This is a genomic window from Aeromonas sp. S19(2024) (genome assembly GCF_041402625.1).
GTDB lineage: Bacteria > Pseudomonadota > Gammaproteobacteria > Enterobacterales > Aeromonadaceae > Aeromonas > Aeromonas caviae.
In genome coordinates this window covers 99536-112919 of the sequence record NZ_JBGLQU010000009.1, presented here as the reverse complement: position 1 = coordinate 112919, position 13384 = coordinate 99536, and the positions used below count along the sequence as shown (strand labels likewise).

The following is a 13384-nucleotide window of genomic DNA, read 5'->3' as shown; positions in this document are numbered from 1 at the left end:
GCGGCTGTTGGTTGTGCAGTTTACGGCCGGACTAGCGTTTTCGCAGCAGGCGCAGGGCGTTGGCGGTGACCAGGGCGGTGGCGCCGGTGTCGGCCAGCACCGCAATCCACAGGCCGGTGATGCCGAGCAGGCTGGTGACCAGGAAGATGGCCTTGAGCCCCAGCGCCAGCGCGATGTTCTGGTGGATGTTGGCCAGTGCCGCGCGGGAGAGCCGGATCATGGCGGCGACCCCGCCGAGCTGGTTGTGGGTCAGCGCCGCATCGGCGGTTTCCAGCGCCACGTCGGTGCCGCCTCCCATGGCGATGCCGATGCTGGCCCGCTTCATGGCCGGTGCGTCGTTGATGCCGTCGCCGATCATCGCGACTTTCTGGCTGAGGCCGAGCTTGGCGATTTCATCGACCTTGCCCTCCGGCAGCAGGCCGGCGCGCCAGCCCATGCCGAGCTCGGTGGCGATCGCCTCGGCGGCGCGGGGGTTGTCGCCGGTCAGCATGATGCTCTGCAGACCGAGCTGGTTGAGCTCTTGCAGCGCCGCAGCCGCTTCCGGCCGGATCTGGTCGCGCAGGGCCAGCAGGGCGGCCGGGGTGGCGTTGGGCTGACCGAGCACCACCACCGTCTTGCCTTGCTGCTCCAGGGCGGCGATCCGGCCCCGTGTTGCGTCATCGAGGGAGGCGACCCGACTCGGCGCCAGCAGCTGCCAGAGGGCGCCGTCGATGCGACCCTCTACCCCCATGCCGGGCAGGGCGCGCAGATCCTGGGCCGCCGCCAGGGCAAGACCCCGCTTCCCTGCCGCCGTCACTACGGCGCGGGCCAGCGGGTGGTGGGAGCCCTGCTCGATGGCGGCCGCCAGCGCCAGCAGGTCGGCCTCCGGCTGGCCATTGAGGCTCACCAGTTCGGTCAGCTGCGGCTTGCCCAGGGTCAGGGTGCCGGTCTTGTCAAAGGCCAGGGTATCGATGTGGGCCAACCGCTCCAGCGCAGCGCCCCCCTTGATGAGGGCACCCTGCCGGGTGGCTGCCGCCAGTGCCGAGGTGACCGCCGCCGGGGTGGAGATGACCAGGGCGCAGGGGCAACCGATCAGCAACAGCGCCAGCCCGCGATAGACCCACTCGTCCCAGCTCTGGCCGAAGGCGAGCGGCGGTACCAGCACCACCAGCAGGGCGACCAGCATCATGGCCGGGGTATACCAGCGACTGAAGCGGTCGATGAAGCGCTCGATGGGGGCGCGCTGGGTCTCGGCCTCCTCGATGAGATGCAGGATGCGGTCGATGGCGTTGTTGCCGGGTTCGGACACCACCTCGAGGCGCAGCACCCGATCCGCCGCCAGGCTGCCGGCGGGGACCTTGTCACCCCGGCGGCGCTCCACCGGGATGGATTCGCCGGTCAGGGCGCTCTCGTCAAAGGCGCCGAGGGGGTCGAGCAGGCGGGCATCGGCGGCCAAGCGGGCGCCCGGGGCGATTTCGATGATGTCGCCGGGGCGCAGCTGGTCGGCAGCGACCTCTTCGCGCACCTCGCCCTCGGCAGTGGTGCGGATGCGCAGCGCCTTGTCGGGCACCAACGCCATCAGGGCGGTGACCCCGGCGCGGGCGCGGCCGGCGGCGTAGGCCTCCAGATGTTCCCCCAGCATGAACAGCAGCAGCACCATGGCCGCTTCGGCGGTTTCACCGAGGAACAGGGCCCCCACGGCGGCGACCGTCATCAGGGTCTCGATGGCGAAGGGGGAGCCGCTCTTGGTCAGCGCCCACGCCTTGCGGGAGATGGGCCACAGCCCCCAGAGGGTGGCCAGGGTAAAGAGCGGCTGACCGAGCTGGTTCGGCAGCAGGGCCGCCATCCCCATCAAGCCGGCGAGCGACAGGGGCTGCCAGTATTTGCCGAGCAGGTTGCTGATTCTCTGCATCAGCGGGCTGCGGCCCGGTTCGCTGCGAGCCGTGTTCTGAGCTCCCCCTTTGAGCTGGAAGCCGGCGGCCAGCACGGCGGCGGTAACGGGGTCGGGGGAGAGGCCGGGGGCCAGATCCACCACCAGCTTCTCGGTGGCAAACAGCACGCGGGCCTGTTGCACGCCGCTCACTCGGCTGACGGCGGTCTCTATCTTGCGGGCACAGCTGGGACAATCCATGCCCAGCACCTGCCAGCTATGGCGGCGGCTGTTCTGCTCGGGGCTAGCCAGCGGCGGCTCGGTCGCGGCGGTCGTGTGGGCGTGCTCGTGCCCCTGCTCATGATGATCGTGGTCGTGGGCTGTGTCGGTGGCGCAAGCGCCTCTGGGGGGCTCTTCATCACCCGGGCCGTCTGCGCCACTTTGCCCCTGATGATCGTGGCGGGTCGGGTTGGCGACACCACTGGCCTGTGTCGCGTTGTCGCAGCAGTGGCTGGTGTGGCTGTGCCCGGCCTGTGGGGTGGCGGCCTTGCTGACGGCCTTGATGGGGGCAGCGGCGTGTTGATGGCTGCAGCAGGATTTGCTCATGATGCGTTCCTCTTGAGGGATCCCGCCCCTGCGGGATCCTGGATGACTGAGCCGAGTGTAAACCTTGGTGTAAAGTCCAAGGTCAAGCCCTCTTCTCCTCTTTGTCCGGGTCCATGTCAGTGGCCGCTGATCTGCCCCTGGAGCAGGGGGGACGCAAAGGGATGCCAAATCCCTTTCATTAGCGGGTGTTTGTCATCCCGTGGCGGGCCTATACTGGGGACCCTGGATCCCACATCAATCATCAAGGACCTAACATGAGCAATACCGTCACCCTGCAAGGCAACCCCGTCTCCGTCTCCGGCCACTTCCCCGTTGCCGGTGAGCAGGCCAAGCCCTTCTCCCTGGTTGCTGGCGATCTGTCCGATGCGACCCTGGCGACTTTCGCCGGCAAGCGCAAGATCCTGAACATCTTCCCGAGCGTCGACACCCCGACCTGCGCCACTTCCGTGCGCAAGTTCAACGAGCAGGCAAGCGCCCTGAACAACACCGTCGTGCTGTGCATCTCTGCCGACCTGCCGTTCGCCCAGGCCCGTTTCTGCGGCGCCGAGGGTCTGGACAAGGTGGTGAACCTCTCCACCCTGCGTGGCGTCTCCTTCCTGCAGGACTACGGCGTGGCCTTCTCCTCCGGCCCGCTGGTGGGTCTGGCTGCCCGTGCCATCGTGGTACTGGATGAGCACGACAAGGTGCTGCACAGCGAGCTGGTGGCCGAAGTCGCCGACGAGCCGAACTACGCCGCCGCCCTGGCCGTTCTGTAAGTCGCGCCACAGGCTGATTGCCTGACGGCCTGCCCCGTTCACACGGGGCAGGCCGTTTTTATTGCGCTCCCGAACCTTTTACTTATGGGGTGGGTCTGGCTAGACTTCGCCTCCACATCCTCGTTCAGCCTGTATCTGCGATCCCCATGACGTTTGACGAACTCGCCCTTGACCCCGCCCTGTTGCCCCTGCTGCCCGCAGCGCTGGAAAAACCGACCCCCATTCAGCAGCTAGCCATTCCTGCTGCCTTGTCAGGACGGGATCTGCTTGCCCTGGCCAGGACCGGCAGTGGCAAGACCCTGGCATTCGGCCTGCCGCTGCTGCAGAGGCTGGACGCAGCCAGCGACCGGGTACAGGGATTGGTACTGGTCCCCACCCGGGAGCTGGCAAGCCAGGTGAGCGCCGCCCTGCAGGAGATTGCCGACGGGTTGGGGGTGCGCCTTCTGACCCTGTGTGGCGGGGTGGCCCAGGAGTGGCAGGAGCGGGAACTGGCTCTCGGCCCCCAACTGCTGGTGGCGACCCCCGGACGGTTGCGAGACTTGCTGGCCCAGCAGACGCTGGGGCTGGGTGCCCTGCGCATGCTGGTGCTGGATGAAGCGGATCGCCTGCTGGAGATGGGGTTCTGGCCCGATATCCAGTGGCTGATGAAGGCGATGCCGGAGGCGCGGCAGCAGATGCTCTTCTCCGCCACCTTGCCGGTCGAGCTGGAGAGCCTGGCCTCGGGCCTGCTGCAGGATCCGGTGCGCATCGAGGCCGAGCCGCTCAACAGCCTGGTGAACGACATCGAGGAGCGGTTCTATCTGGTCAACAGGAGCAGCAAGGTGCCTGCGCTGATCGCCCTGCTGGAGGCCGGAGAGTGGCCCCAGGTGCTGGTCTTCATCAGTGCCAGGGACGACGCGGACGGGGTGGCCAAGAAACTCGCCAGGGCTGGCATGACGGTGGCGGCCCTGCACGGAAACAAGGATCAGGCCACGCGGGAGCAGGCGCTGGCGGATTTCAAGGAGGGCAGGGTGCGGGTGCTGGTGGCCACGGACCTGATGGCGCGCGGCATCCACGTGGAGGCATTGCCGGTGGTGATCAATCTGGATCTGCCGGAGCATGCGCCCGTCTACGTGCATCGTATCGGTCGTACCGCCCGTGCCGGACAGAGCGGTCTGGCCATCTCCCTTACCTGCCACGGGGATGGGGAGGCGCTCGAGGGGATCCGGGCCCTGACCGGTCGGCCCCTGCCCCTGGCGGCGCTGGCAGGTTTCCCGGTGACCGACAAACCCGCCAGCGGGGAGAGCAAACGGGCGCCAAGAGACAAGCAGGCGAACCGTCGCACCCAGGGCAAGCGCAGCATCAAGCAGTTCAAGGGCAAATCCTGAGACGGACTTCTTGCCCCCGGCAGGAGCCTGTCGTCGTGAAGGAGAGGAGAGATCGGCAGCGCGCCCGGGGGCGCGCCAAACTACACGGCAAGGGGGTCAGTCGTGGAACTGGTTGATCAGGCGGGAGAGGTTTTGCAACCGCTCCACCAGCAGGGTGATGCCATCGAGGGCCTGACGGCTGTTGTCCGCGGTGTGGCTCGCCAGTTGGTGGATCTGGTGGATCCCCTGATCCAGGGTGCTGGTGACATCCGCCTGCTGGCTCACCGCCTGGGCTATCTCGTCGCTGGTGTGGGTCACCCGGGCCAGCATCCGGTTGATCTGGTCGAGCACCTCGGCGGTGGCCCCCATGTGCTGCTGGCAGAGCACTGATGTCTGGGCCCCCTGCTCCATGCCATCGGACAGTTGCCGGGTGCTCTGCTGCAGCGCCCCTATCATGTCGCTTATCTCGCCGGTGGAGCTGCGGGTCTTCTGGGCCAGGGCCCGTATCTCGTCGGCCACCACCGCAAAGCCGCGCCCCTGTTCACCGGCCCGTGCCGCCTCGATGGCTGCATTGAGGGAGAGCAGGTTGGTCTGATCCGCAATCTGCCCGATCACCTCCAGAATGCCGTTGATCTTCTGGCTGTCCTGGGTCAGGCGCGCCAGCACGCCCTGGCTGGCGTCCAGCTCCTGATGAAGCCTGTCGACCGAATCCCGGGTGGTGGCCAGCGCCTGCTGGCCACTGGCGGACACCTGCTGGACCTCGCCCACCAGCGCATTGGCCTGGTGGGCATTGTCAGCCACATCGCGGATGGACTGGCTCATCTGGGTGATGGCCGCCGCCAGTTGCTCGCTCTGGGCCCGCTGCTGTTGCAGGTGAGTGTCTATGGTCTGGATATGCCCCCTGTCATCCTCCGCCGCCTGCAGGATCTGCTGGTTGGTGTCCGCGCTGCGACCCACCACGGCGCGCAGCTCCGCCTTCTTCATGCGCAGCAGCAGTTCAAGGGCGGCCAGGCTGTCCTGACGCCTGGCATAGAGTAACTGGCAAAGGGCGCTGCCCTGCTCCTCGCCCGCCATGGCCAGCAGTCTGGCCAGCCGCCGTTGCAGATGCCAGCCATGCCCCATCTGGGCCAGCAAGCAGAGCAGGGTGATGACCCCCCACCCCGGCTGGCCGGTGACCAGACTGGCCCCGATGCCGAGCAGGGCGGTGCCAGAGAGCAGCAGACACAGCTGCCCCGGCTCCAGGGTCAGCCGGGTCAGCCAGGGCAGTGCCTTGCCGTCACGGATCCGGGCATAGAGCTGCTCTGCCCAGGCGATGTCGTGATCCTGGGGACGGGTGCGGACAGACTGGTATTCGATGATCTGCTGCTGATCGTTGAGAATCGGCGTGACGTAGGCGTTGACCCAGTAGAACTGACCACTCTTGGCGCGGTTCTTTACCAGCCCCATCCAGCTCTTGCCTTGTTGCAGGCGGCGCCACATGTCGGCGAACGCGGCCTTGGGCATGTCGGGGTGGCGGACCAGATTGTGGGGCTCCCCTTCCATTTCGGTCGCGCTGTAGCCCGCCACATCGCAAAAGTGCTGGTTGGCATAAGTGATGTGACTGGCGGGATCCGTGGTCGAGATCAGTGATATGTGATCGGGGAAACGGATCTCCCCTTCGTGCCGGGTTGTGGTCATGTGCGCATCCTGAATGAGCCAAGTAACTGATAAAGTTATTTTTTATTTTTGTGATTGTTACGGCGTCATTGTAGATGCGGACTGTTACACCACCTTGGCTTGGGTCAATAAATCAACACGGGAAAGGCTGAAAAAAGTCGTAGATGGCGGCTCAGCCGCGGGGAGTGAAGTCGTGGATCTCCCCCGTCCTCGGCTTGAAGCGGGGGTCATTGTCTTCTGCGCTGGCGACCCAGGCCATGGCCTGGCAGAAACTCTCCTGCTTGGCGAAGGCATCCCGGGCCTGATCGATGGCTCGTTCGGCATTGCGCCGCTCCATCTTGCTGGCCTTGCGGTCGCTGAACTGCTTCTGCTGGCTCAACATCCATTCGAGGAAGGCCTGGCGGCATTCGGTTTCATCGGCGGCCTTGGCGGGAAGGGCAACAAACAGGGCAATCAGGAGCAGAGCACGCATGGCAGGATCGGATCACGGGGTTGATGAATGAAAAGAGGCGGCATTTTATGCCGGGAACTTGAACAGGAACAGTGCCAGGAGGGGTCAGATGTCCCGACCCCTCCCCGGACTCAGTGTTTGACGAGGTAGAGCTGACGGCTGTAGGCCACGTCTTCCGGGTTGTTGATGGGATACCCCTTGAGCCAGGGCTTGATGAGCCGGGCATTGGTGTACTGGTAGATGGGGGCGATGGGGGCCTCCTTCTGCAAGATGGCCTCGGCCTCATCGAACAGGCGGGCCCGTTCTGCGGGATCCTGACTGTTGGCCGCCTGCGCCAGCAGCTTGTCGTAAGCCGGGTTGACGAACCGGGCCATGTTGCCGCTGTGGCCCGATCCCCAGAGCCCGAGGAAGGCGGAGGGGTCGTTGTAATCGGCGACCCAGGAGGAGCGGATCACCTCGAACTGGCCGCTTTGACGGCTGTCGAGATAGGTCTTCCACTCCTGATTGGTGAGCTCGACGCGGGCCCCCAGCTTCTGTTTCCACAGGTTGGCGATGGCCAGCGCCATCTTCTTGTGAATTTCCGCCGTGTTGTAGAGCAGGGTCAGCTTGAGGGGATTGCTTGGGCCGTAGCCCGCTTCTTTCAGCAGGGCTCTGGCACGCTCGTCCAGCGCCTGCTGGCTGCTGGTGGAGAGCAGATTGGGCTTGGGGTCGAAGCCGGCGGTCACGTCCGGGGTGAAGTGGTAGGCCGGTTTCTCCCCGGTGCCCAGCACCTTGTCGGCAATCAGGCCCCTGTCGATGGTGTAGGAGAGCGCCTGGCGCACCCGCACATCATTGAGGGGCGGGCGCTGGGTGTTGAAGGCGTAGTAGTAGGTGCCGAGCTGTTCCGGGGTATAGACCTCCCCCGGGATCTGGGCCATCAGGCTCTGGTACTGCTCCTTGGGGAAGGATTCGGTGATGTGCAGATCCCCGGCCAGATAGCGGTGGGTGGCCGCGCTCTCCTGGTTGATGGGCACGAAGGTGACGCGGGTCAGCACCGTGTGGGCGCGATCCCAGTAGTAGGGATTGGGCGTCAGCTCCAGTTTCTCGTTCACCACCCGGTGACTCAGCACGAAGGCGCCGTTGCCCACCAGCTTGCCGGGCTGGGTCCATTGGTTGCCATATTGCTCCATGCTGGCCCGGTGCAGGGGCGACAGGCTGGGATGGGTCAGCAGGCTCAGGAAATAGGGCACCGGCTGGGAGAGGGTCACCTTCAGGGTATGGTCATCGACGGCCTTCACCCCGAGTGCATCGGGGGCCAGTTTGCCTGCCACTATGTCGTCCACCTTGTCGAAGCGGGCAAGCTGGGCGAACCAGGCGAAAGTGGCGGCTTCCCTGGGGTCAACCAGCTTGCGCCAGCCATAGACGAAGTCGGCGGCGCGCACGGGGTCGCCGTTGGACCAGCGGGCATCCTGCCTCAGGTGGAAGGTGAACTGCCGGTTGTCCTTGTTCTCCCAGCGGGATGCCACCCCGGGCAGCACCTTGCCGTCCGGCCCCTGGGTCAGCAGCCCCTCGTAAAGGTCCCTGAGGACCTGCAGCTCCGGCAGTCCCACCAGCTTGAGGGGGCTCAGGCTCGCCGGTTCATCCTTGAGATGACGGACGACGGCCTGTTCAGCGGCGAGTGGGGTACCGGGCGGCACATCGGCGGCCTGGACGCAGGCACAGCCCAGCAGGGCCAGCAGGGGGCTCCATCCTTTCATGGTGAATCCTTCAAAATGTGTGAAGCGGGGAGAAAACTCGGCGAGAATGCATCGCCGGCAGATGGGAAATCATGATATCCCCTTTGCTGGTCAGACCGCCAGCATGAGTCCCATGATATCCGATGCGGCTGTCAACGAGGGGGCGCCGTGAGCGCCAGGAAAAGGAGAGAGTGATGAGAGCATGGATCTTGTTGGCCTGCGTGCTGAGCCAGGGCGCCTGGGCGTTGTCCCCGTGCGAGAAGAGCAGCCCGGTGGGAAGCTGGTGCGAAGTGAACATAGAGGCGCTGCACCCCACCCAGGGCGGCGTCGGTCAGTTGCAGGTGGATACCACAGCCCGGGAGCTGGCGGACAAGAGCGAGAAGCAGCTCGACAAGCTGATGAAAAAGAAAGAGATCCCCATCGTCATCGCGCCGGATGGGGGTTACTGGCTGGTGGACAGGCACCACCTGACCAAGGCGCTGTGGCAGCAGGGGGTGAAGCAGGTCAGGGTCAAGGTGATCGCACGGTTGCAGGACAGGGCCAATTTCTGGAGCCAGATGCAGAACAACCACTGGGCCTGGCTCAAGGATGAACGGGGTCAACCCCTGACTCCCGAGCAGTTGCCCGGCCATATCGGTGAGTTGCCGGATTATCCCTACCGCACCCTGGCGGGGCTGTTGCAGGATGCGGGCTACTTCAGCAAGAAGGATCAGGTCTACTTCGTCGAGTTTGCCTGGGCCAGCTGGCTCGGCCAGCAGATGGCCTGGCAGCCGATCGATGAGGTCAACCTCGCGGATCGCCTCGCCGAAGCCAAACGGCTGGCGTGCAGCAGCAAGGCGGCGGATCTGCCTGGTTACCCCGGCAAGCAGTGTCGCGTCAATCAGCCCAGAACGGCGGGTTGAGGGATCCTGCACAAAGGGTCTGGTTGATATTTGTTCTCGATTGGCCATGATACAGACTCCACTCGTGTCGGCAAAGGAGAGGAACATGGAACATCAGAACTGGCAACGTTACATGCTGGAGGCGGAGAACGCCCTTGGCATGGGGGCTCTGGGCACGGCGATCTGCCTCTATCAGCAGGCCCTGGGGGAAGTGTATGAGCTGGCCTCCGGGGATCTGGACGAACTGGCCAGCATGCGGGTCGCCACCTGTCACCGCATGGCCGATTTCTGGCGTGCCATGGAAGAGCCCGCCTATGAACTGCGCTACCTCAAGCTCGCCTCCGAGCTGGTCACCGCCCTGGTGCCCCAGTGCCCCAACCGGGCGTGCGAATCCCTCATCAGTGAGCTGGGCTGCTGTCGCGCCGCCCTGCTCTCCTTCTTGAAGCGCCATCCCAATCCGGAGATTGCCCGGCTTATCCAGGTGCAGGACAGGGTGCAGGGCTGCGAGTTGATAGGCCGGTTCCGTCTCAACTGAGTTCAGCGCCGTTTTTGCAGCTTGCTGGCGATGCGGCTTTGCGCCTCTTCCCCTTGCAGGGCCTGGGCGAAGGCGCGCGCTTCCAGGTCGATGACGAAATGCACCGCCTGTTTGAGCTCCTGCTTGAGCAGCGCCTTGCTCTTCTGGAGCGCCATCGGCGGCTTGGCCGCCAGTTTCAGTCCCTGCTCCCGAGCGAAGGGGAGCAGGTCCGCCGGGGCCAGCACCCGGTTGGCGAGCCCGAGACGCAGCGCCTCTTCTCCATCGATGGCCTCTGCCAGCAGCAACAGCTCCGCCGCCTTGAGGTGACCGACGGCGCGTGGCAGCAGCAGGCTGGCGGCAAACTCCGGCACCAGTCCCAGCTCGACGAAAGGCAGCTGCAGCCGGGCGTTGTCACCCAGATAGACCAGGTCGCAGTGCAGCAGCAGGGTAGTGCCGATGCCGACTGCCGGGCCGCCCACGGCGGCGATCACCGGTTTGGGGAAGTCGGCCAGGGTGTGCAGAAATTGCAGGATGGGATCGTCCGGCTCAAGGGCGTGCTTGCCAACAAAGTCGGCCAGATCGTTGCCGGCGGTGAAGCACTCCGCCTGGCCCTGCAACAGCAGCACATGGACCTCTTCGTCCCGGGCGGCCTGGCGCAGTGCGTCGGTCAGCGCCAGATACGTCTCCGTGTTGAGGGCATTGCGCTTTTCCGGGCGATTGAAGGTCAGGGTGAGCAAGCCGTCCTGCTGTTCGGCCAGAATTGTGAGGGCCATGTCTGAATCCTTGTTGTCGGGGGCTGTCAAAAGCTTGCCACAGGGGTAAGCTTTGTCTCGTTTAACAACATCATAAAAGGATTTCAACCATGTTTAAACGTGCGTTTTATTCCACCATGGCACTGCTTCTGGCCGCCCCGGCCCTGGCCAAGGTCGACGCAGTCGATGGTTATGTGCGCCTGCTGCCCCCTGGCTCGCCGAACACGGCGGCGTTCATGGTGCTCAGGAACGATGGGGACAAACCGGTGAAACTGGTGGCGGGTGCGTCCCCTGAGGCGGGCCGTGTCGAGCTGCACACCCATTTGCACGAGAACGGCGTCATGAAGATGCGCCAGGTGGAGAGCATCGAGATCCCGGCCAAGGGGGAGGCCGTGCTCAAGCCCGGCAGCCTGCACATCATGTTGTTCGACATCCATACCCTGGCCCAGGGCACGCCCTTCCCGCTGACCCTGACCCTGGACGATGGTCAGACGCTGTCACTGAGCCTGCCCGTGAAGCCGGTCGAACCCATGAAAGGGATGAAGCACTGACATTTATGGACGCTTGTTCAGCTTTTTACTCTAGGTATTCCTTGCCCAGCGGGTAAAATGATGGCCTTTCCAGTCCAAAATGGAGCGAAGTGATGAAGAAGACCCTGATTGCCGGCACTGTGATGGCTCTGCTCAGCCATGGGGCCATGGCCGCCAATGACTGGCGTTTTGCGGCGGGTGCCGATCTGTGGAATGCCCAGGGAAGTGGCCAGGTCAGCAGCGTGGGTGCCGATGGCAGCTACGACGAGAACTACAACTGGAGCGGCTACCTGCAACTGGAGCACGGCATCCTGTTGCTGCCCAACGCCAAGTTCGAAATGTCCGACTTCAGCAGCAGCGGCGGCAGCTTCAACAACGATCTGCTGGCTTACGACCTGAGCCTCTACTATCGCCTGTTCAACAACGACCTGTTCCAGATCGATCTGGGTCTGACCGGTCGTCGCTACGACGGTGATTTCAACACCCAGCACTACTCCTATGACAAGGATGTGCTGATGGCCTACACCGGCGCCGAAGTGCGCATCCCGGGGACCGGCTTTGCCGCCTTCGGCGATGCCCGCGTGCAGGATGCCGACAACTACGACTACCGTCTGGGCGGTTCCTACAAGTTCTCTTCCGTGCCGCTCAAGATCCGCGCTGGCTGGCGTGAGGCCGAGATGGACTTCGACCGCGTCGATCAGACCATCGACGGCTGGTTCATCGGTGGTGAATTCACCTTCTGATCTCCCTGAGGAGCACACATGGGCCACATCATAGTGACTGGCGCGGGGTCCGGACTGGGCCGCGCCCTGACCATAGGGCTGGTTGAACGCGGCCATCAGGTTTCCATGATGGGTCGCCGTTACCAGAAACTGCAGGAGCAGGAAGAGCTGCTCGGCAAGGCGGTGATCGGCATTGCCGCCGATCTCGCACACCACGAAGAGGTGGATGTCGCCTTTGCCGCTGCGGTGGAGTGGGGCGGCCTGCCCGACATGGTGATCCACTGTGCCGGTGTCGGCGAGTTCGGCCCGGTGGGTGTCTACACCGCCGAGCAGATCCGCCGGGTGGTGGAGAGCAATCTCATCTCCACCATACTGGTGGCCCAGCAGACGGTGCGCCTCATCGGCGACAAGGGCGGCGTGCTGGCGAATGTGCTCTCCTCCGCCGCCCAGACCGGCAAGGCCAACGAGAGCCTCTATTGCGCCTCCAAATGGGGAATGCGCGGCTTTCTCGAATCCTTGCGGGCCGAGCTGAAGAGTGCTCCCCTGCGACTGGTGAACCTCTATCCGAGCGGGATCCGCAGCGAGTTCTGGGAGAATTCGGATCACGTGGATTCGAGTGGTTTCATGACGCCGGAAGACGCGGCAGCCTACATGCTGGATGCGCTGGCCGCGAGAAGCAGCTGCCATGTGACCGATCTCTTTATCGGTCGCAATGCCTGAAGCGCCGTGAACCGGCCCCGTCGCCAGATGACAAGGAAAAAAAGCGCGCCATTTGGCGCGCTTTTTCATTGATGTGCAGTGCTAAATTATCTGCTTGCCTGCCTCTCTTTACGCCGGGCCATCATGGATTTGAAGGCGGGGAAATTCAGTGCCGACATGGAGTGGATGATTGATGATGCATATCGGCACATATTATTTCCGAGTCGCATATTCCCGCAGGAAGGATGGAATCACCTGTTTTGGCTTCTTGCCAAGGGTCAGCAGCAATTCAAAGTCCGGGTCGATAATGCCATGTCGACACGCCAGCTCTTCCAACAAGGCAAGCCAGAGGTGGGCCGTCACCTCTGCATCCGCCAAGGCACGGTGAAACACCCCATCATTGGGCAGGCTCCGGTATTGCACCAGGGTACCCAGCTTGTGATCCGGGGCATCGGGAAACAGGCGCCTCGATAGCAGCAGGGAACAGGCGAACTGGCCGCGGTATTGCGCCGGCAATCGCTCGATTTCCGCATCCAGAAAGCGCTTGTCGAAGGAGGCGTTGTGGGCGACCAGATTGTCATCACCGATAAAGTCGACGAAATCAGCCATCACCTCGTTACAGGGGGGAGCCTGTTTCAGCATGGCATTGCTGATCCCGGTATATTGCTCGATGAAGCTGCTCACATTGAAGCCCGGATTCATCAATGCCGAGAAACGCTCACTGATATGACCATCCTTGATTCTGACGGCACCGATCTCGATGGCTCTATCCCCTTGTCCGGGTGAAAGCCCTGTGGTCTCGAAGTCGAGCACGACAACGGTATTGGCTGAGGCGATGGACATAACTTCTCGGGCAAGCTGGGTAAAGAGCGCCAGTCTAGGAAATCAGCCGTGCCGTGTACAGGGCA

The 13384-nt window shown here is 63.9% G+C and carries 13 protein-coding genes; 7 read left to right on the top strand and 6 right to left on the bottom strand.

The features are described 5' to 3' along the window. Positions 1 to 31: 31 nt before the first annotated feature. On the bottom strand, positions 32 to 2455 hold the full coding sequence (locus tag ACB037_RS16735; RefSeq protein WP_371175622.1) for a zinc/cadmium/mercury/lead-transporting ATPase: 2424 nt from the start codon (positions 2453 to 2455) through the stop codon (positions 32 to 34). Between the two features lie 254 nt (positions 2456 to 2709). On the opposite strand from ACB037_RS16735, the gene tpx reads away from it, so the two are divergent. Together tpx and ACB037_RS16725 are read left to right on the top strand one after the other, a co-directional pair. Continuing rightward, positions 2710 to 3210, top strand: coding sequence for a thiol peroxidase (gene tpx, locus ACB037_RS16730; protein WP_010672853.1), 501 nt, complete (start codon positions 2710 to 2712; stop codon positions 3208 to 3210). A 146-nt stretch (positions 3211 to 3356) separates the two neighbouring features. Beyond that, entirely contained in the window at positions 3357 to 4577 is a 1221-nt protein-coding gene (locus ACB037_RS16725) for a DEAD/DEAH box helicase (RefSeq protein WP_319884523.1), read from the top strand. 96 nt (positions 4578 to 4673) lie between these two features. Here ACB037_RS16725 and ACB037_RS16720 read toward each other — a convergent pair whose 3' ends face one another. From ACB037_RS16720 to ACB037_RS16710, 3 genes are all read right to left on the bottom strand, one after another. Then, on the bottom strand, positions 4674 to 6233 hold the full coding sequence (locus ACB037_RS16720; RefSeq protein ID WP_371175621.1) for a methyl-accepting chemotaxis protein: 1560 nt from the start codon (positions 6231 to 6233) through the stop codon (positions 4674 to 4676). Positions 6234 to 6384: 151 nt separating this feature from the next. Beyond that, positions 6385 to 6684 carry a hypothetical protein gene (locus ACB037_RS16715; RefSeq protein ID WP_010672856.1) on the bottom strand — a complete coding sequence of 100 codons (300 nt, stop codon included), beginning with the start codon at positions 6682 to 6684 and terminating at the stop codon, positions 6385 to 6387. 110 nt (positions 6685 to 6794) lie between these two features. Further along, positions 6795 to 8399 carry an ABC transporter substrate-binding protein gene (locus tag ACB037_RS16710; protein ID WP_371175620.1) on the bottom strand — a complete coding sequence of 535 codons (1605 nt, stop codon included), beginning with the start codon at positions 8397 to 8399 and terminating at the stop codon, positions 6795 to 6797. Between the two features lie 173 nt (positions 8400 to 8572). Here ACB037_RS16710 and ACB037_RS16705 point away from each other — a divergent pair, with 173 nt between their 5' ends. Together ACB037_RS16705 and ACB037_RS16700 are read left to right on the top strand one after the other, a co-directional pair. Beyond that, positions 8573 to 9280, top strand: coding sequence for a ParB-like protein (locus ACB037_RS16705; protein WP_042014597.1), 708 nt, complete (start codon positions 8573 to 8575; stop codon positions 9278 to 9280). An 85-nt stretch (positions 9281 to 9365) separates the two neighbouring features. Further along, positions 9366 to 9794, top strand: coding sequence for a DUF2753 family protein (locus ACB037_RS16700; RefSeq protein WP_039039476.1), 429 nt, complete (start codon positions 9366 to 9368; stop codon positions 9792 to 9794). A 2-nt stretch (positions 9795 to 9796) separates the two neighbouring features. Here the strand turns inward: ACB037_RS16700 and ACB037_RS16695 are convergent, their stop codons facing one another. Next, a complete protein-coding gene (locus tag ACB037_RS16695; protein WP_041211009.1) occupies positions 9797 to 10546 on the bottom strand; it encodes an enoyl-CoA hydratase-related protein in 750 nt (249 codons plus the stop codon). 89 nt (positions 10547 to 10635) lie between these two features. On the opposite strand from ACB037_RS16695, the gene ACB037_RS16690 reads away from it, so the two are divergent. The 3 genes from ACB037_RS16690 to ACB037_RS16680 all read left to right on the top strand — a co-directional run bounded on the left by ACB037_RS16690 (position 10636) and on the right by ACB037_RS16680 (position 12497). Then, the gene (locus ACB037_RS16690; protein ID WP_039039478.1) at positions 10636 to 11076 is read left to right on the top strand and encodes a copper chaperone PCu(A)C; all 441 of its coding nucleotides are present in this window, start codon (positions 10636 to 10638) and stop codon (positions 11074 to 11076) included. Between the two features lie 92 nt (positions 11077 to 11168). Then, a complete protein-coding gene (locus ACB037_RS16685; protein WP_043155850.1) occupies positions 11169 to 11798 on the top strand; it encodes a TIGR04219 family outer membrane beta-barrel protein in 630 nt (209 codons plus the stop codon). 18 nt (positions 11799 to 11816) lie between these two features. Further along, complete coding sequence (locus tag ACB037_RS16680) at positions 11817 to 12497, top strand: SDR family oxidoreductase (protein ID WP_045523363.1); 681 nt, start codon at positions 11817 to 11819, stop codon at positions 12495 to 12497. Between the two features lie 192 nt (positions 12498 to 12689). Here the strand turns inward: ACB037_RS16680 and ACB037_RS16675 are convergent, their stop codons facing one another. Further along, the gene (locus ACB037_RS16675; protein ID WP_039039479.1) at positions 12690 to 13319 is read right to left on the bottom strand and encodes a PolC-type DNA polymerase III; all 630 of its coding nucleotides are present in this window, start codon (positions 13317 to 13319) and stop codon (positions 12690 to 12692) included. Positions 13320 to 13384: the final 65 nt, after the last annotated feature.

Bases quoted from the DNA above. Each gene is read 5' to 3' on its own strand.
- ACB037_RS16715 (WP_010672856.1), bottom strand. From the start codon at position 6,684: ATGCGTGCTCTGCTCCTGATTGCCCTGTTTGTTGCCCTTCCCGCCAAG.
- ACB037_RS16690 (WP_039039478.1), top strand. From the start codon at position 10,636: ATGTTTAAACGTGCGTTTTATTCCACCATGGCACTGCTTCTGGCCGCC.
- ACB037_RS16735 (WP_371175622.1), bottom strand. From the start codon at position 2,455: ATGAGCAAATCCTGCTGCAGCCATCAACACGCCGCTGCCCCCATCAAG.
- ACB037_RS16695 (WP_041211009.1), bottom strand. From the start codon at position 10,546: ATGGCCCTCACAATTCTGGCCGAACAGCAGGACGGCTTGCTCACCCTG.
- ACB037_RS16675 (WP_039039479.1), bottom strand. From the start codon at position 13,319: ATGTCCATCGCCTCAGCCAATACCGTTGTCGTGCTCGACTTCGAGACC.
- ACB037_RS16680 (WP_045523363.1), top strand. From the start codon at position 11,817: ATGGGCCACATCATAGTGACTGGCGCGGGGTCCGGACTGGGCCGCGCC.
- tpx (WP_010672853.1), top strand. From the start codon at position 2,710: ATGAGCAATACCGTCACCCTGCAAGGCAACCCCGTCTCCGTCTCCGGC.
- ACB037_RS16705 (WP_042014597.1), top strand. From the start codon at position 8,573: ATGAGAGCATGGATCTTGTTGGCCTGCGTGCTGAGCCAGGGCGCCTGG.
- ACB037_RS16700 (WP_039039476.1), top strand. From the start codon at position 9,366: ATGGAACATCAGAACTGGCAACGTTACATGCTGGAGGCGGAGAACGCC.
- ACB037_RS16685 (WP_043155850.1), top strand. From the start codon at position 11,169: ATGAAGAAGACCCTGATTGCCGGCACTGTGATGGCTCTGCTCAGCCAT.
- ACB037_RS16710 (WP_371175620.1), bottom strand. From the start codon at position 8,399: ATGAAAGGATGGAGCCCCCTGCTGGCCCTGCTGGGCTGTGCCTGCGTC.
- ACB037_RS16720 (WP_371175621.1), bottom strand. From the start codon at position 6,233: ATGACCACAACCCGGCACGAAGGGGAGATCCGTTTCCCCGATCACATA.
- ACB037_RS16725 (WP_319884523.1), top strand. From the start codon at position 3,357: ATGACGTTTGACGAACTCGCCCTTGACCCCGCCCTGTTGCCCCTGCTG.